The sequence below is a fragment of the Microbacterium sp. NPDC055357 genome, from assembly GCF_053644835.1.
The window spans coordinates 586,965-602,888 of sequence record NZ_JBSHLZ010000001.1; the positions used below are offsets into that span (position 1 = coordinate 586,965).

Consider the following 15,924-nt stretch of genomic DNA (forward strand, 5'->3'; position numbering starts at 1 on the left):
GGCGCGTCGCCCACATAAGGCGCAAGTGGACGGGTGGGGCGGCGGGGTGTGGAGAACGTCGCGGGGCATGACGGCGAATGTGACATCTTCGGCGGGTGGAACTGCACGGCGACCCCTCTGAAGCATTCGACCCCCTCGAGCCGTTCCGCGTCGGCGATGCCCTTCGCAACGGCTTCACGCGAACCGACGTCGACGACCCCTTTTTCGACCGCCCGTTCCGCGGGGTGCGCGCCCTCAAGGACGTGACGACGGATGACGCGCACCCGGCGGCGGCGAAGCGCCAGCAGATCACGCGGGCGGCGCAGCGGTTCGTGCCGCTCATGTCGACGCATGACTTCTTCTCGCACACGACAGCGGCCGTGCTGTGGGGCATCCCGCTCCCGCAGCTTCCCGATGCCGACATCGACGTCTCCGTGCTCGCCCCGCGGCGAGCTCACTGCGCGAACGGCGTGCGCGGTCATCAGCTCCATCCGCGCGGAGTCGTGCGCCGCGCGCATCCCGAGCACGGCTTCGCTCTGACCGCGCCCGCGGCGACGTGGGCTCTGCTCGGCGCCGAGCTGCGGCATCCCTACGACCTGGTCGCGGCCGCAGACGCGATCGTGCGCATCGATCGGTTGCCGGGACCGACGTCGCGGGTCCTCGCTCCGGCCCTCGCCTCACGCGCCATGCTCGCGGCATCGATCCCGTCGCGACGGAGGGGAGTGGTCGCGCTGAGAGCCGCGCTCGATCGGGTGCGCGAAGGCGCATCATCGCGCATGGAGACGTGGATGCGGCTGACGATCGTCGACGGCGGTCTGCCCGAGCCCGTTCTGGATCATGACGTGTACGACGACCACCGACGCTTCCTCGGCTGTGTGGATGCTGCGTACCCGGCGGCGAAGATCGCGATCGAGTACGAGGGCGACCATCACCGGACCGACCCCGCACAGTGGCAGCGCGACATCGAGAAGCACGACGATCTCGTCCGAGCCGGGTGGCGCGTCATCCGGGTCACTCGCGCGCAGCTGTTTGCCGACCCGGCGGGCTTCGTCGCGCGCGTGCGCGCCGCTCTCCGTGCCGCTCGCTGACCACCGCGTCGCCCCCGTTCGTTCTCGCCCCGGGTGTTGACTTGCGCCCTGTGCGCGAGGCGCGCCGGTGTGTCGCCGCAGAGGGCGCAAGTCGACGCGTGGGGCGGGGCGCCATCGGCACCACGCGCGGACGACAGTGGCGCTAGGTTCGGGGGCGTGATCATGTTTCTCATCCGCGCGGGTATCTTCCTGGCATCCGCTGCTGTCGGCCTCATCGCGGCCAGCCTCATCCTCCCGGGCTTCCATATCGAGTGGCGCAGCTGGTGGGGCTTCCTCCTCGCGATCGTCATCTTCGCGGTGTTGCAGAGCGTGCTCGCGCCGTGGCTCGCGCGCGTCGCGCAGCGCAACGCGCCGGCCCTGCTCGGCGGCATCGGCATCGTCTCGACGTTCGTCGCGCTGCTCGTCGTCGTGCTCATCCCGGGCGCGGGATTGACGATCGGCGCGCCGTGGTGGACCTGGCTTCTCGCGCCCGTCATCGTGTGGCTGTTCACTGCACTCGCGACGTGGCTCCTGCCCGCGATCTTCATCAAGAGGAAGCTCGACGCCAGGCGCGGAAAGGGCGAGTAGGCCGTCACCACCGCTCGAGGTCGCAGCGCGCTGCCCGCTTCGGTCACGGCGCGCAGCGAGGTGGATGCCGCGCCCCGCGCTCGCGGCCGGCGAAGGCCCGCCCCGTGATCCGCGCACACGCCCGCTCCCGATCGTCGACTTGCGCCTCGTGCGTGCGACACGCCGTCGTGTCGCCGCAAAGGACGCAAGTCAACGATGGAGGCGCCGCAGTGGGCGCACGTCCAACCGAGGACGGCGCCGCAAAGCGCGCAAGTGAACCGATGGGGGCGCCGCAGCGCGCGCACATCGAGGGGCGAAGCAGCGTCTTCGACTTGCGCCTCGTGCGTGCGACACGCCGTCGTGTCGCCGCAGAGGACGCAAGTCAACCGATGGGGGCGCCGCAGAGCGCGCACGTCAACGATGGGGGCGCCGCAGCGCGCGCACGTCGACGGGCGAAGCGGCGCACGTGCGCCGAGGTCAGCGCAGGTCAGATCGAGTACTCGGGCGCCATCAGGATCGAGCGGGTCTCCTCGCCGGCGCGGCGGGTACGCGGCTTGGCCGGCACACCGACCAGAACGCTGTCGGGCGGCGCGTCCTTCGTGACGACGGCGTTGGCGCCCACGACGGAGTGCGCGCCGATCGTGATGGGGCCGAGGATCTTCGCCCCCGCGCCGACAGCGACGCCGTCTTCGAGCGTGGGGTGGCGCTTGCCGCCTTCGCGCTGACGGCCGCCGAGCGTCACGCTGTGGTACAGCATGACGTCGTCGCCCACCTCGGCGGTCTCGCCGATCACGACGCCCATGCCGTGGTCGATGAAGAACCGGCGTCCGATGACCGCGCCGGGGTGGATCTCGATGCCGGTGAGCCAGCGGGTCAGCTGCGAGCCGGCGCGCGGGAGGAAACGCAGACCGCGCCGCCAGAACGCGTGCCACACCCGATAGGCCCAGACGGCGTGCAGGCCCGAGTACAGCACCGCGATCTCGAGGCCGCCCCGCGCCGCGGGATCACGCAGCCGTGCCGCGGCGATGTCCTCGCGGATGCGAGCCACAGGCCCCACGTCAGTCCTCGCGCAGGTCTTCGAACAGCGCCGTCGTGAGGTAGCGCTCGCCCGTGTCGGGCAGGACGACGACGATCTTCTTGCCGGCGTTCTCGGGACGCTTGGCCACCTCGAGTGCGGCCCAGACGGCGGCACCCGAGGACATGCCCACGAGCAGTCCTTCCTTCGCCGCGAGGTCGCGCGCGAGCGCGAGCGACGGCTCGAACTCGACGGCGATGACCTCGTCGAGGACGTCGCGGTCGAGGATGGCCGGGACGAAGTTCGGACCAATGCCCTGGATCTTGTGGGGGCCGGGGTGACCCTCGGTGAGGATGGGGGAGTCCTTCGGCTCGACGGCCACGATCTGCACGCCGGGCTTGCGCTCCTTGAGCACCTGACCGACGCCGGTGACCGTGCCGCCCGTGCCGATGCCGGCGACGAACACGTCGACCTCGCCGTCGGTGTCGCGCCAGATCTCCTCGGCGGTCGTCGCGCGGTGGATCGCGGGGTTCGCCTCGTTCTCGAACTGGCGCACCCACACGGCACCGGGCGTCTCTTCGACGATGCGCTTGGCCTCGTCGACCGCGAGAGCCATGCCCTTGGTCGGGTCGGTCAGCACGAGCTCCGCACCGAAGGCCTTCAGCAGCACGCGGCGCTCCTTCGACATCGACGCCGGCATCGTGAGGATGACGCGGTAGCCGCGCGCCGCGCCGACCATCGCGAGCGCGATACCGGTGTTGCCGCTCGTGGACTCGACGATCGTGCCGCCGGGCGTCAGCTCGCCCGAAGCCTCAGCGGCGTCGATGAGCGCGATGCCGAGGCGGTCTTTGACGCTCGACGCGGGGTTGAAGAACTCGAGCTTGGCGTACACCTCGGCCACAGCGCCGTCGGTGACCCGATTGAGGCGAACCAGCGGGGTGTTGCCGAACGCAGTCGTGATGTCGGAATGAATACCGGGCATGTCGGGCCTTTCGGGGAGGATCGTGACCGTCATCCAGCCTAGAGGAGCGCACAGCACCCGGGCCGAGTATGACGCCACGCCGCGGATAAGCTGGTCAGCTCATGGACACACCTTCCGCGCTCTCCGCCGTCGTCCGTCGCGGTGTCGAGTCCCTCGCGCAGGCCGGCGTCGCCGAGCCCGTCGTCGACGCCGAACTGCTCGCCGCGCACGTGCTGGGCACGAACCGCGGAAGCGTGCAGGCCGCGCTCGTGCGCGGCGACGAGATCTCACCGACGGATGCTGCGCGCTACGACGCGCTCATCGCTCGACGCGCGACGAGGGAGCCGCTCCAGCACCTGACCGGCACGGCGCCCTTCCGCCACCTCGAGCTGAAGGTGGGCCCGGGTGTTTTCGTGCCGCGCCCCGAGACCGAGATCGTCGCGCAGCTCGCGATCGACGCGCTGCGCGCCGCGGCATCCCCCGCTCCGATCGCGGTCGATCTCGGAACGGGCAGCGGAGCCATCGCCCTCGCGATGGCGACCGAAGTGCCGCACGCCCTGGTGCACGCGGCCGAGAACTCCGCCGACGCGTTCGGCTGGACGACGCGGAACTTCGAGGATGTCGGCGCCGACAACGCGCACCTGACCTTCGTCGACCTCGCCGAGGCGTTCCCCGAGCTCGACGGGTCCGTCTCGGTCGTGGCATCCAATCCTCCCTACGTGCCGGATGCCGCGATCCCGCGGGATCCCGAAGTGCGGATGTACGACCCGCCGGCCGCGCTCTACGGGGGTGCGGACGGCCTCGACGTCGTGCGCGTGCTCAGCCGTGTGGGCCTGCGCCTCGCGCACCCGGGCGGCATGATCGTCATCGAGCATGGGGAATGGCAGGGCGCGCCGATCCGGCAGCTGCTCGCCGCCGACGGATGGCGCTCCACGGCGACCCACCCCGATCTGACGATGCGCGATCGCGCGACGACGGCCGTGCGGCCCTGAGCCACAGGGGAACACCGGCCCGCGCTGATTAGACTGTCCGGGTCATGTCCTCCCTCTTCGACTGCCGCGACGAGTCGCAGCTGCTCCCCGGCATGCGCGAGGCGCGACGCGCCGTGGCACGCGGCGGGCTCATCGTCCTGCCCACCGACACCGTGTACGGCGTCGGTGCCGACGCGTTCTCGGCCGCCGCCGTGCAGCGGCTGCTCGATGCGAAGGGGAGGGGCCGTCAGTCGCCGCCGCCCGTGCTCGTGCCGGGCATCGACACGCTGCGGGCGCTCGTCGCCGACGTGCCCGAGCCCGTCGAGCGGCTCGTCGAGGAGTTCTGGCCCGGCGGTCTCACGATCGTCATGCCCGCCCAGCCGTCGCTCACGTGGGATCTCGGTGAGACCCACGGCACCGTCGCGGTCCGGATGCCCGACCACCGCATCGCCCTCGAGCTCCTCGCCGAGACCGGCCCGCTCGCCGTCTCGAGCGCGAACCGCACGGGCGAGTCCGCGGCCGTGATGATCCACCAGGCGCAGCAGATGCTGGGCGATGCGGTCGACGTCTACCTCGACGGCGGACCGTCCGCGACGGGGATCGCGTCGACGATCATCGACGCGACGAGCTTCGTCGGCGGAACCCGGCCTCTCGTGCGGGTCCTGCGCGACGGCGCCGTCGACCGCGCGCGCCTGCGTGCCGTCATCGGCGATCTCCTCGAACCCGACCCCGAGGAGCACGGCGACGGCGAGGGCGCGTGAAGCAATACATCTTCACGATCATCCTCACCGCGGCGCTCACCTTCGCGCTCTCGTGGGGTGTGTGGCGGCTGAGCCTGAAGTACAAGCTGTATCCGGGGATCCGCGAACGCGACGTGCACAAGCAGCCGACGCCGCGGCTCGGCGGCATCGCGATGTTCCTCGGGGTGGCGGCGGCCTTCCTCGTCTCAGCCCAGAACCCCTTCTTCGAGCTCGTGTGGGCGGCGCCCGAGCGCATCTGGGCGATCCTCGCGGCGACCCTGCTCATCGTGGTCGTCGGCGTCGCCGATGACCTCTGGGACCTCGACTGGATGATCAAGCTCGGGGCGCAGTTCCTCGCGGCCGGCTGCATCGCGTGGTTCGGCGGACTGCAGATCTACGCCCTGCCGATCGGCGGCATGACGGTGTGGTCGGGCTGGATGAGCTTCACCCTCACGGTCTTCGCGATCGTCGTCGTGATGAACGCCGTCAACTTCATCGATGGTCTCGACGGTCTCGTCGCCGGTGTCTGCCTCATCGCCAACGTCGTGTTCTTCGCCTACTCGTACCTGTTCGCCCGCGACACCGGCGCCAGCACCTACTTCAACCTCGCCTCGTTCATCGCCGCGGTCCTGATCGGCGTCTGCATCGGATTCCTGCCCATGAACTGGAGCCCCGCGAAGCTGTTCATGGGCGATTCGGGTGCCCTCCTGCTCGGGCTGCTCATGGCGACGTCGGCGATCGCGATCACGGGACAGCTCGAGCCGTCCATGCTCGACCCCGACGAGTTCGGCCGGTCGCAGCTGCTGGGTGCCTTCATCCCGATCCTGTTGCCGATCGTGGTCGTGCTGCTGCCGCTGCTGGATTTCGGGCTGGCGGTCATCCGTCGCGTCAGCAAGGGCAAGTCGCCGTTCTCTCCCGATCGCAAGCACCTGCACCACCGCATGCTCGACATGGGTCACACCGATCGCGACGCCGTGCTGATCTTCTATGCGTGGACGGCCGTCGTGAGCCTCGGCTTCCTGCTGATGTACATCGGCACTCAGTCCGATTGGCCGGGGGACTACCTGTTCGGGGTCGCCTTCGGCGTCGTCGGCGTCGCGGTGTGCCTCGTGCTGACCTTCCTTCCCTCGCGCCGGCGCTCGCCGGTCGCCGCCAGACCTCAGGAGAACGCCCGATGAGCACCAGCCCGGTTTCGAGCACACCGATCCTGCGCACCACTCTGCTGTGGTCCGCCGTCGTGACGGCGGTCCTCGCCGTCGTCGGCGCCGTCCTCGGCTTCCTCATCGCCGGCACCGACGGACTGTGGAGTGCACTGGCGGGTGTCCTCCTGGCGGCGATCTTCCTCGCCATCACGGGCACGAGCATCCTGATCGCCAACCGGTGGTACGGCGATCCGATCTACGTGCCGCTCTTCTTCGGCATCGTGATGGGCGGCTGGATCCTCAAGTTCATCGTGTTCATCGTCCTGCTGCTCGTTCTCCGCGACCAACCGTGGATGCATCCCACGATCTTCTTCGTCGCCGTCGTCGTGAGCGTGCTGGCCGCCCTCGCGATCGACGTCGTCGTCATGCTGCGCATGCGCATCCCGCACGTGAGCGACGTGACGCTGCCGACGTCCGATCCGGATGCTGCGCCTCATTCCGCGCCGGTGCTCGACGAGAACAAGGGACCGGATGCGGATTCAGGTGGCTCCAAGGTTTGATAGGCTGGATCCCGCGCCCGCCCGCTCGGTTTCCGAGTGCTTGCGGAGTGACGCTCACCGACCATCGTCGCAACGGTCCTAGACCGGTGCCCCGAAGCTGGAGCCCGCGCTGATTACTCAAGCTGCGACCCTGATCGCCCACGCCACCGTGGACGAGGGACCCGAGTTCCACGGACCCTCGATCACGGAATTCTTCCCCGAAGCGATCTTCACGATCGGTGGGTTCGAGTTCAACCGGATCCACATGGTCCAGATCATCGCGACCATCGCCGTCGTGCTGGTCTTCTGGATCGGCACCCGGCGCATGAAGCTCGTGCCCGGCCGTTTCCAGAGCCTCGTCGAGATGGGCCTGGACTTCGTCCGCGTCAACATCGCCGAAGACCTCCTGGGCAAGAAGGACGGCCAGCGGTTCCTGCCCATCCTCACGACCATGTTCTTCATGATCCTGTTCATGAACCTGACCGGGGTCATCCCGTTCCTGAACATGCCGGGCACGGGAATCATCGCGGTGCCGCTGCTGCTCGCGCTGGTGAGCTACTTCACGTTCATCTACGCGGGTGTCAAGAAGAGCCCGAAGAACTTCTTCAAGAACGCGCTGTTCCCCTCGGGCGTTCCGCCGGTCCTCTACATCATCGTCACGCCGCTCGAGTTCATCTCGACGTTCATCATCCGGCCCGTGACGCTGACCCTCCGACTGCTCATGAACCTCATGGTCGGTCACCTCATGCTGGTCCTGTTCTTCGCAGCGACCCACTTCTTCCTCCTGGACCTCGGCGGGTGGTGGTCGGCGCTGGCTGCAGGCTCCCTCGCCTTCGGCTTCGCCTTCACAGCATTCGAGCTGCTGGTCGCCTTCCTCCAGGCATACGTCTTCGCCATCCTCACCGCGGTCTACATCCAGCTCGCGGTGGCTGAAGAGCACTGAGCGGGCAGGCTCGCGCCTACCCACCCAACCGAAAGGAAACACCCCCGTGGACGCAACTACGGTTCTCGCCCAGGTCTCCGGTTCGATCGCAACCGTCGGCTACGGCCTCGCCGCCATCGGCCCCGCCATCGGCGTGGGCATCGTCGTCGGCAAGACGATCGAGGGCGTCGCCCGTCAGCCCGAGCTGGCCGGCCGCCTGCAGGTCCTCATGTGGATCGGTATCGCCTTCACCGAGGCACTCGCCTTCATCGGCATCGCCACCGCCTTCATCTTCGGCTACTGATCCCTCCCACCAGTCTTAAGGAGACAGGATGCTGAACGCTCTTGTCACGTACGCCGCGGAAGAGGGCGAGTACAACCCGCTCATCCCCGCGTGGTACGACATCATCTGGTCAGCGGTTTGCTTCGTCGTCATCCTCTTCGTCTTCTGGAAGGTCGCCCTTCCCAAGATGAAGACGATGCTCGACCAGCGTGCCGTTGCGATCGAAGGCAACATCGCCAAGGCCGACGAGGCACAGCGCAAGGCCGAGGCCGCGCTGGCCGAGTACACGGCGCAGCTCGCCGACGCCCGCAAGGAAGCCGGAGAGATCCGCGACGCCGCGCGTGAAGATGGCAAGAAGATCGTCAGCGAGGCGAAGGAGAGCGCAACCGCCGAGGCGGCCCGCGTGACCGCGTCCGCGCACGCGCAGATCGAAGCCGAGCGTCAGAGCACCCTGGTGTCGCTGCGCAGCGAGGTGGGCACGCTCGCCCTCGACCTCGCCGGCGGAGTCATCGGCGAAACGCTCTCGGACGACGCGAAGGCACAGGCGGTCGTGGACCGCTTCCTCGCCGACCTCGAGGCGTCCGAAGGAGCAAAGGCGTAATGGGCAGCGCGACCACTCAGGCCCTCGCGGCGACGACGGCGGCGCTCGACGCCGCGTCGGGAGTCGATCTCGACGTGGCCCGCGAGCTGTTCGCCGCGGCGCGGGCCGTCGGCGACTCGTCGCAGCTGAGCGGCGCGCTCGCCGACTCCGCCGCAGCGCCCGCTGCACGGCGCAAGGTCGTCACCGATGTCTTCGCATCGGCGCTGTCGGCGACGACGCTCTCGCTGCTGACCAGCGCGGTCGATCAGCGGTGGTCCTCGGCGTCGGATCTCATCGACGGCATCGAGGAGCTCGCCGTCCGCGTCACGGCGCTGGCGACAGCCGGTGCCGACGTCGAGGGGGAGCTGTTCCGGTTCTCCCGCACGGTCGCCGAGAACCCCGAACTCGAGCTCGCTCTGGGCAGCCGCCTGGGCGACGCGTCGGCGAAGGGCGCTCTCATCGAGAAGCTCCTCGGCTCGCGCGCGCACCCGGCGACGACGCTCATCGTGTCCTCGCTCGTGCAGCAGCCGCGTGAGCGGCGTGTGCGTCAGATGCTCGCCCGCGCGGAACGCCTCGTCGCCGATCAGCGGGGCCGCAAGGTCGCGACGGTCGTCACGGCCGTACCGCTGAGCGAGACGCAGTCCACTCGCCTCGCCTCGCTGCTCGCGCAGCGCTACGGTGCGGCCGTGGCGCTCAACACCGTCGTCGACCCTTCGGTGGTCGGCGGCCTGCGCGTGCAGATCGCCGACGATGTGATCGACGCGAGCGTGTCGTCACGGCTGGCCGACCTGCGGCAGCGGCTCGCGGGGTAGTACAGACTTCCCGCCGGTTCAGCCGAACCGGCGGAGACTTCGGGGCCGACGCCCCACACCGTAGTGAAAACAAAGGGAAGACAATGGCAGAACTGTCAATCAGCCCCGACGTCATCCGTGACGCGCTGAAGGATTTCGTCGCCGCGTACGAGCCCACCGGGGCCGCGGCGACCGAGGTCGGCACCGTCATCGACGCCGCCGACGGCATCGCGCACGTCGAGGGCCTGCCCGGCGTCATGGCGAACGAGCTCGTGACCTTCGCGAACGGCACGCTGGGCCTCGCACAGAACCTCGACGAGCACGAGATCGGTGTCGTCGTGCTCGGCGAGTTCTCCGGCATCGAAGCCGGCCAGCAGGTCACGCGCTCCGGCGAGGTCCTGTCGGTCGCCGTCGGCGACGGCTTCCTCGGCCGCGTCGTCGACCCGCTCGGCAACCCGATCGACGGTCTCGGCGAGATCTCGCCCGTCGACGGCCGTCGCGCGCTCGAGCTGCAGGCGCCCGGCGTCATGCAGCGCAAGAGCGTGCACGAGCCCCTCCAGACCGGCATCAAGGCGATCGACGCCATGATCCCCGTCGGCCGCGGTCAGCGTCAGCTCATCATCGGTGACCGCCAGACCGGCAAGACGGCCCTGGCGATCGACACGATCATCAACCAGAAGGCCAACTGGGCCTCGGGCGACCCGTCGAAGCAGGTGCGCTGCATCTACGTCGCGATCGGTCAGAAGGGCTCGACGATCGCCTCCGTCAAGGGCGCGCTCGAAGACGCCGGCGCGATGGAGTACACGACGATCGTCGCCGCTCCCGCATCCGACCCCGCCGGCTTCAAGTACCTCGCTCCGTACACCGGCTCGGCCATCGGCCAGCACTGGATGTACGACGGCAAGCACGTCCTGATCATCTTCGACGACCTGTCGAAGCAGGCCGAGGCCTACCGCGCCGTGTCGCTGCTGCTTCGCCGCCCGCCGGGCCGTGAGGCCTACCCGGGTGACGTCTTCTACCTGCACTCGCGTCTGCTCGAGCGTTGCGCGAAGCTCTCCGACGAGCTGGGTGCCGGTTCGATGACGGGTCTGCCCATCATCGAGACGAAGGCCAACGACGTCTCGGCCTACATCCCGACCAACGTGATCTCGATCACCGACGGCCAGATCTTCCTGCAGTCCGACCTGTTCAACGCCAACCAGCGTCCCGCTGTCGACGTCGGCATCTCGGTCTCGCGAGTCGGCGGTGACGCTCAGGTCAAGTCGATCAAGAAGGTGTCGGGAACGCTCAAGCTCGAACTGGCGCAGTACCGCTCTCTCGAGGCGTTCGCGATGTTCGCGAGCGACTTGGATGCGGCATCCCGTCGTCAGCTGGCGCGCGGTGCGCGACTGACCGAGCTGCTCAAGCAGCCGCAGTACTCGCCGTACCCCGTCGAGGAGCAGGTCGTCTCGATCTGGGCCGGCACGAACGGCAAGCTCGACACGCTCGAGGTCGAAGACGTGCTGTCCTTCGAGCGCGAGCTGCTGGACTACCTGCGCCGGAACACGTCGATCCTCGACACGCTCCGCGAGACCAACGTCCTCGATGACGCGACCGTCGCCGAGCTCGACAAGAAGACCGATGAGTTCATCCTCGAGTTCCGGGCGGGCAAGGGCCAGGCGATCGGCAAGCCGGGACACGAAGAGGTCGCGGCCGCTGCGGCGGACGACGTGAACCAGGAGAAGATCGTCAAGGGCCGCCGCTAACCGCGGGCTGGACAGGAACCATGGGCGCACAACTGCGGGTCTACAAGCAGAAGATCAGTTCTGCTCAGACGACCAAGAAGATCACGAAGGCGATGGAACTCATCGCGGCTTCGCGTATCCAGAAGGCGATGGCGCGTGTTCGCGCGTCGTCGCCCTTCGCGAGGGCCGTGACACGGGCCGTCTCCGCCGTGGCGACACACTCCAACATCGACCACCCGCTGACCGTCGAACGCGAGACGATCCGTCGCTCCGCCGTCGTGATCTTCACGTCGGACCGCGGCCTGGCGGGCGCCTTCAACTCGCAGATCCTCCGAGAGGGTCTCGAGCTGGCCGAGCTCCTGCGTCAGCAGGGCAAGGAGCCGGTGTTCTACCTGGTGGGCCGCAAGGCCGTCGGATACTTCCAGTTCCGTCGGATGGATGCTGCCGCCGAATGGACGGGCGACACCGACACGCCGCACTTCTCGACGGCCGAAGAGATCGCAGCCGTGCTGCTGGACTCGTACGACCGCAGCGGGCAGGACGGCGGAGTCGACGAGATCCACCTCGTCTACAACCGGTTCGTCAGCATGATGACCCAGACGCCGGAGCAGGTTCGCCTGCTGCCGCTCGAGGTCGTCGAAGCCGAAGAAGAGACGTCGGCGCAGGTGTACCCGCTGTACGAGTTCGAGCCTGATGCATCCGTCGTGCTCGATGCCCTCCTGCCGGTGTACATCCAGAGCCGCGTGTTCAACGCCCTCCTGCAGTCGTCGGCGGCCAAGCACGCCGCGACGCAGAAGGCGATGAAGTCTGCGAGCGACAACGCCGACAAGCTCATCACCGACTACACGCGCCTGCGCAACAACGCACGCCAGGCCGAGATCACGCAGCAGATCGCCGAGATCGTCGGCGGCGCCGACGCGCTCTCGTCCGGCAAATAGATCCCACGAAAGAGAAGAAGCCATGAGCCTCACCGCTGAAAAGACGGACACCTCCGTCGTCGGCCGCGTCGCGCGGGTCACCGGCCCGGTCGTCGACATCGAGTTCCCGCACGATGCGATCCCCGACATCTACAACGCGCTGAAGACGACGATCGTCATCGACGGCGAGTCCAACGAGATCACGCTCGAGGTCGCTCAGCACCTCGGTGACGACCTCGTCCGGGCGATCGCCCTCAAGCCCACGGACGGCATCGTCCGCGGCCAGGAGGTGCGCAACACCGGCGAGCAGATCACTGTTCCGGTCGGCGACGTCACCAAGGGCAAGGTCTTCAACGTCACGGGTGACATCCTCAACGCCGAGCCCGGCGAGGAGATCGAGATCACCGAGCGCTGGCCCATCCACCGCAAGGCGCCGAACTTCGACCAGCTCGAGTCGAAGACGCAGATGTTCGAGACCGGCATCAAGGTCATCGACCTGCTCACCCCGTACGTGCAGGGTGGAAAGATCGGCCTCTTCGGCGGTGCCGGCGTCGGCAAGACCGTCCTCATCCAGGAGATGATCCAGCGCGTCGCGCAGGACCACGGTGGCGTCTCGGTGTTCGCCGGTGTCGGCGAGCGCACGCGTGAGGGCAACGACCTCATCGCCGAGATGGACGAAGCCGGCGTCTTCGACAAGACAGCCCTCGTCTTCGGCCAGATGGACGAGCCGCCGGGAACGCGTCTGCGCGTCGCCCTGTCGGCGCTGACGATGGCGGAGTACTTCCGCGACGTGCAGAAGCAGGACGTGCTGTTGTTCATCGACAACATCTTCCGCTTCACGCAGGCCGGTTCCGAGGTCTCGACGCTGCTCGGCCGTATGCCGTCGGCCGTGGGTTACCAGCCGAACCTCGCCGACGAGATGGGTGTGCTCCAGGAGCGCATCACCTCGACGCGCGGTCACTCGATCACGTCGCTGCAGGCCATCTACGTCCCCGCCGACGACTACACCGACCCGGCACCGGCGACGACGTTCGCGCACCTCGACGCCACGACCGAGCTCTCGCGTGAGATCGCGTCGAAGGGTCTGTACCCCGCCGTCGACCCGCTGTCCTCGACGAGCCGCATCCTGGACCCGCGCTACATCGGTGACGACCACTACCGTGTGGCGACCGCCGTCAAGCAGATCCTCCAGAAGAACAAGGAACTGCAGGAGATCATCGCGATCCTCGGTGTCGACGAGCTCTCCGAAGAGGACAAGATCGTCGTGTCGCGTGCACGCCGCATCCAGCAGTTCCTCTCGCAGAACACCTACATGGCCAAGAAGTTCACCGGTGTCGAGGGATCGACGGTTCCGATCAAGGAGACGATCGAGTCGTTCGACGCCATCGTCAAGGGTGACTTCGACCACGTCGCCGAGCAGGCGTTCTTCAACGTCGGTGGCATCTCCGACGTCGAAGAGCAGTGGGCACGCATCCAGAAGGAGAACGGCTGATCATGCCGCTCAACGTGAGTCTCGTCTCCGCGGACGCGGAGGTCTGGTCGGGGGAGGCGTCGATCGTCGTCGCCAAGACCGTGCTGGGCGAGATCGGCTTCATGCCCGGTCACGAGCCCGTGCTCGCGATCCTCGCCGAGGGGCAGGTGCGCATCACCGAGACCTCGGGGACGAAGATCGTCGCGAACGCCGAATCCGGCTTCCTGTCGATGTCGGGTGACGAGCTGACGATCGTCGCGGGCAACGCGGCGCTCATCTCCTGAACGCTGACACTTCGAACGCCGCCCGGTCCGCCGGGCGGCGTTCGCCTTTTCGTGAGGTCATCTGATCATGCTCGTGCTGCTGCCACCCTCCGAGACGAAGCGCCCGGGGGGAACCGGGGGGCCGCTCGACCTCGCACGGCTGGCCCTGCCCGGCTTGCGACCGCAGCGCGAGCGGGTCACGGCCGCGCTCGTGGGCCTTTCCGCCGCCCCCGATGAGGCCGCGCGCGTCCTGAAGCTCAGCGCCCGTCAGGTAGACGAGGTCGGCGTGAACGCCGCCCTGCGCGATGCATCGACGATGCCTGCCGTCGATCGCTACACCGGCGTGCTGTACGACGCCCTGGATGCCGGATCGATCGACCCTGCCGCACGCCGGTGGCTCGGGCGTCACGTACTCATCCACTCGGCGCCGTTCGGTCCGGTCGGCGCCCTCGACCCGATTCCGGCCTATCGGCTCGCGGCGGGCGCGTCGCTTCCGGGGCTCGCGCCGCTGCGACGGGAATGGGCGGATGCCGTCACGGCGGCGTTCGCCGAGACGTCGACGCCGTTCCTGCTCGACCTGCGCTCCGAAGCGTACGTCGCACTCGGGCCCGTGCCGGCCGATGCGGAGTCGGCGTACGTGCGTGTCGTCACGGAGGGCGAGGACGGAACCACCCGCGCTCTGAACCACTTCAACAAGCGTGCGAAGGGGCTCCTCGTGCGAAGTCTCGCGACGACGCGCCCGCGCATGAGCTCGCGTCGTGGCTTCGTGCGCTGGTGTGAGGCAGCGGGGCTGCGTATCCGCGACGGCGCCTCCGGCGAGCTCGAACTCTTCGCCTGAACGCCGGTCGCCGGCCGGGGGTGATCCCCCCGAAACGCACGTTTCGCACGCGCGCGGACGCGGAGTGTCGCTAGCATGTACGCCGCGGGCGCTCTGCTCGCCGGTGCCGTGAAAACACGCGTATCGACACCAGCGGTCTAGGAGGCCGTCTCTTGTCTGATTACTACGACTACGGCGGGGCGTGGGCGTTCGCCTGGCTCCTGCTGATTCTTCCGTTCCTTCTGATCTTCGCCCTCGCGGGATATCTCATCTCGTCGTGGTTCCTGATGAAGATCTTCGAAAAGGCCGGTGTGGAAGGCAAGTGGCGCGCATGGGTGCCGATCTACAACGTCATGGTCTTCGCCAAGCTCGGTGACCTTTCTCCGTGGGTCATGCTCGGCGCGATCGTCGCCTCGTCGCTGCTCGGCCAGATCCCGCTCATCGGCTGGATCTTCAGCATCGTCGCGGTGGCGGCCGCGGTCCTGGTCGGCTGGCGCGTCGGGCTCAAGCTCGACAAGGACTGGCCGTTCCTGCTGCTGTGGCTCATTCCGGGTGTCGGCTCACTCATCTGGCTCGGCATCCTCGCTTTCTCGTCGTCGGCGTGGAACCCCGGTATCCGCCCCGCTCCGTGGGTGAACTCGTTCCTCAAGGACAACGTCGTGTGGCAGGGCATTCCGGTGCAGCCGGGTGCCCCCGTCGGTGGGTCCGCCTACGGGCAGCCGACCGCCGGCTACCAGGCTCCGCCCGCGGGCTACCAGCCCCCGCCCGGATACCAGCCGCCCGCGGCACCTCCGACCGGCTACACGCCTCCGCCCGTGCCGCCCGCGGGTTACGCGCCGCCCCCGGCGCCGCCTTCGGGCTACACGCCTCCGCCCGCGCCGCCCGCGCCGCCCGCGTCCGCTGAGCCTCCGGCATCGCCCGAGCCTCCCGCGTCGCCCGAGCGCCCGGCGTCGCCCGAGCCCCCCGCGTCGCCCGAGCCTCCCGCGTCGCCAGAGCCCCCCGCCGGACCGGACGCTCCCGACGCACCGCGACCCTGACCACGGCGCCCCCGCACCCGCGGGGGCGCCGTGTCCCGGGGGGGAGGGGCAGGCGCAGCGAGGGAGCAGGGGGAACCCCGCTCGCCCCGTCCCATATTCGCATCTTATCTTTCCTTTCCCCCCTCGCACATATCTTCC

At 68.5% G+C, this 15,924-nt stretch carries 18 protein-coding genes; 16 read left to right on the forward strand and 2 right to left on the reverse strand.

Going from position 1 to position 15,924, the window contains the following annotated elements; translation table 11 throughout:
- Positions 1-95 precede the first annotated feature (95 nt).
- Both ACWICD_RS02415 and ACWICD_RS02420 read left to right on the forward strand, forming a co-directional pair.
- Positions 96-1,067: an endonuclease domain-containing protein gene (locus tag ACWICD_RS02415; protein WP_454139165.1), complete on the forward strand. Its 972-nt coding sequence runs from the start codon at positions 96-98 to the stop codon at positions 1,065-1,067.
- Positions 1,068-1,229: 162 nt separating this feature from the next.
- On the forward strand, positions 1,230-1,634 hold the full coding sequence (locus ACWICD_RS02420; protein WP_376129779.1) for a hypothetical protein: 405 nt from the start codon (positions 1,230-1,232) through the stop codon (positions 1,632-1,634).
- 466 nt (positions 1,635-2,100) lie between these two features.
- On the opposite strand, the gene epsC is transcribed toward ACWICD_RS02420, so the two are convergent.
- The gene (gene epsC, locus ACWICD_RS02425) at positions 2,101-2,661 is read right to left on the reverse strand and encodes a serine O-acetyltransferase EpsC (RefSeq protein WP_454139166.1); all 561 of its coding nucleotides are present in this window, start codon (positions 2,659-2,661) and stop codon (positions 2,101-2,103) included.
- 10 nt (positions 2,662-2,671) lie between these two features.
- Positions 2,672-3,610 (reverse strand): cysteine synthase A, encoded by a 939-nt coding sequence (gene cysK / locus ACWICD_RS02430; RefSeq protein ID WP_376129781.1) that lies wholly within the window; start codon positions 3,608-3,610, stop codon positions 2,672-2,674.
- A 101-nt stretch (positions 3,611-3,711) separates the two neighbouring features.
- Here cysK and prmC point away from each other — a divergent pair, with 101 nt between their 5' ends.
- The 14 genes from prmC (at position 3,712) to ACWICD_RS02500 (ending at position 15,786) form a co-directional block, all read left to right on the forward strand.
- Positions 3,712-4,581 (forward strand): peptide chain release factor N(5)-glutamine methyltransferase, encoded by an 870-nt coding sequence (gene prmC, locus ACWICD_RS02435; RefSeq protein WP_454139167.1) that lies wholly within the window; start codon positions 3,712-3,714, stop codon positions 4,579-4,581.
- Between the two features lie 44 nt (positions 4,582-4,625).
- A complete protein-coding gene (locus ACWICD_RS02440; protein WP_376129736.1) occupies positions 4,626-5,321 on the forward strand; it encodes an L-threonylcarbamoyladenylate synthase in 696 nt (231 codons plus the stop codon).
- Positions 5,318-6,478 (forward strand): MraY family glycosyltransferase, encoded by a 1,161-nt coding sequence (locus ACWICD_RS02445; RefSeq protein WP_454139168.1) that lies wholly within the window; start codon positions 5,318-5,320, stop codon positions 6,476-6,478. Before ACWICD_RS02440 ends, ACWICD_RS02445 begins: the two co-directional genes overlap by 4 nt.
- Positions 6,475-7,002 carry a hypothetical protein gene (locus ACWICD_RS02450; RefSeq protein WP_376129741.1) on the forward strand — a complete coding sequence of 176 codons (528 nt, stop codon included), beginning with the start codon at positions 6,475-6,477 and terminating at the stop codon, positions 7,000-7,002. Before ACWICD_RS02445 ends, ACWICD_RS02450 begins: the two co-directional genes overlap by 4 nt.
- Positions 7,003-7,150: 148 nt before the next feature.
- Positions 7,151-7,924, forward strand: a complete 774-nt coding sequence (gene atpB, locus ACWICD_RS02455) for a F0F1 ATP synthase subunit A (RefSeq protein ID WP_376129744.1) — start codon at positions 7,151-7,153, stop codon at positions 7,922-7,924.
- Positions 7,925-7,970: 46 nt separating this feature from the next.
- Positions 7,971-8,207, forward strand: coding sequence for an ATP synthase F0 subunit C (atpE, locus tag ACWICD_RS02460; protein WP_141882353.1), 237 nt, complete (start codon positions 7,971-7,973; stop codon positions 8,205-8,207).
- 28 nt (positions 8,208-8,235) lie between these two features.
- A complete protein-coding gene (locus tag ACWICD_RS02465) occupies positions 8,236-8,787 on the forward strand; it encodes a F0F1 ATP synthase subunit B (protein ID WP_376129747.1) in 552 nt (183 codons plus the stop codon).
- Positions 8,787-9,578 carry a F0F1 ATP synthase subunit delta gene (locus ACWICD_RS02470; RefSeq protein WP_376129750.1) on the forward strand — a complete coding sequence of 264 codons (792 nt, stop codon included), beginning with the start codon at positions 8,787-8,789 and terminating at the stop codon, positions 9,576-9,578. The genes ACWICD_RS02465 and ACWICD_RS02470 overlap by 1 nt, the downstream gene beginning before the upstream one ends.
- 83 nt (positions 9,579-9,661) lie before the next feature.
- Complete coding sequence (gene atpA / locus ACWICD_RS02475) at positions 9,662-11,302, forward strand: F0F1 ATP synthase subunit alpha (protein ID WP_376129753.1); 1,641 nt, start codon at positions 9,662-9,664, stop codon at positions 11,300-11,302.
- Between the two features lie 20 nt (positions 11,303-11,322).
- Positions 11,323-12,219 carry a F0F1 ATP synthase subunit gamma gene (locus ACWICD_RS02480; protein ID WP_376129755.1) on the forward strand — a complete coding sequence of 299 codons (897 nt, stop codon included), beginning with the start codon at positions 11,323-11,325 and terminating at the stop codon, positions 12,217-12,219.
- 22 nt (positions 12,220-12,241) lie between these two features.
- Entirely contained in the window at positions 12,242-13,690 is a 1,449-nt protein-coding gene (gene atpD / locus ACWICD_RS02485) for a F0F1 ATP synthase subunit beta (protein ID WP_454139169.1), read from the forward strand.
- 2 nt (positions 13,691-13,692) lie between these two features.
- The gene (locus tag ACWICD_RS02490; RefSeq protein ID WP_376129762.1) at positions 13,693-13,953 is read left to right on the forward strand and encodes a F0F1 ATP synthase subunit epsilon; all 261 of its coding nucleotides are present in this window, start codon (positions 13,693-13,695) and stop codon (positions 13,951-13,953) included.
- Positions 13,954-14,020: 67 nt separating this feature from the next.
- The gene (locus ACWICD_RS02495; RefSeq protein ID WP_454139170.1) at positions 14,021-14,770 is read left to right on the forward strand and encodes a YaaA family protein; all 750 of its coding nucleotides are present in this window, start codon (positions 14,021-14,023) and stop codon (positions 14,768-14,770) included.
- Positions 14,771-14,922: 152 nt separating this feature from the next.
- Positions 14,923-15,786, forward strand: coding sequence for a large exoprotein (locus ACWICD_RS02500; protein WP_454139171.1), 864 nt, complete (start codon positions 14,923-14,925; stop codon positions 15,784-15,786).
- Positions 15,787-15,924: the final 138 nt, after the last annotated feature.

Bases quoted from the DNA above. Each gene is read 5' to 3' on its own strand.
- ACWICD_RS02420 (WP_376129779.1), top strand. From the start codon at position 1,230: ATGTTTCTCATCCGCGCGGGTATCTTCCTGGCATCCGCTGCTGTCGGC.
- cysK (WP_376129781.1), bottom strand. From the start codon at position 3,610: ATGCCCGGTATTCATTCCGACATCACGACTGCGTTCGGCAACACCCCG.
- prmC (WP_454139167.1), top strand. From the start codon at position 3,712: ATGGACACACCTTCCGCGCTCTCCGCCGTCGTCCGTCGCGGTGTCGAG.
- ACWICD_RS02440 (WP_376129736.1), top strand. From the start codon at position 4,626: ATGTCCTCCCTCTTCGACTGCCGCGACGAGTCGCAGCTGCTCCCCGGC.
- ACWICD_RS02450 (WP_376129741.1), top strand. From the start codon at position 6,475: ATGAGCACCAGCCCGGTTTCGAGCACACCGATCCTGCGCACCACTCTG.
- ACWICD_RS02465 (WP_376129747.1), top strand. From the start codon at position 8,236: ATGCTGAACGCTCTTGTCACGTACGCCGCGGAAGAGGGCGAGTACAAC.
- ACWICD_RS02470 (WP_376129750.1), top strand. From the start codon at position 8,787: ATGGGCAGCGCGACCACTCAGGCCCTCGCGGCGACGACGGCGGCGCTC.
- atpA (WP_376129753.1), top strand. From the start codon at position 9,662: ATGGCAGAACTGTCAATCAGCCCCGACGTCATCCGTGACGCGCTGAAG.
- ACWICD_RS02480 (WP_376129755.1), top strand. From the start codon at position 11,323: ATGGGCGCACAACTGCGGGTCTACAAGCAGAAGATCAGTTCTGCTCAG.
- atpD (WP_454139169.1), top strand. From the start codon at position 12,242: ATGAGCCTCACCGCTGAAAAGACGGACACCTCCGTCGTCGGCCGCGTC.
- ACWICD_RS02490 (WP_376129762.1), top strand. From the start codon at position 13,693: ATGCCGCTCAACGTGAGTCTCGTCTCCGCGGACGCGGAGGTCTGGTCG.
- ACWICD_RS02495 (WP_454139170.1), top strand. From the start codon at position 14,021: ATGCTCGTGCTGCTGCCACCCTCCGAGACGAAGCGCCCGGGGGGAACC.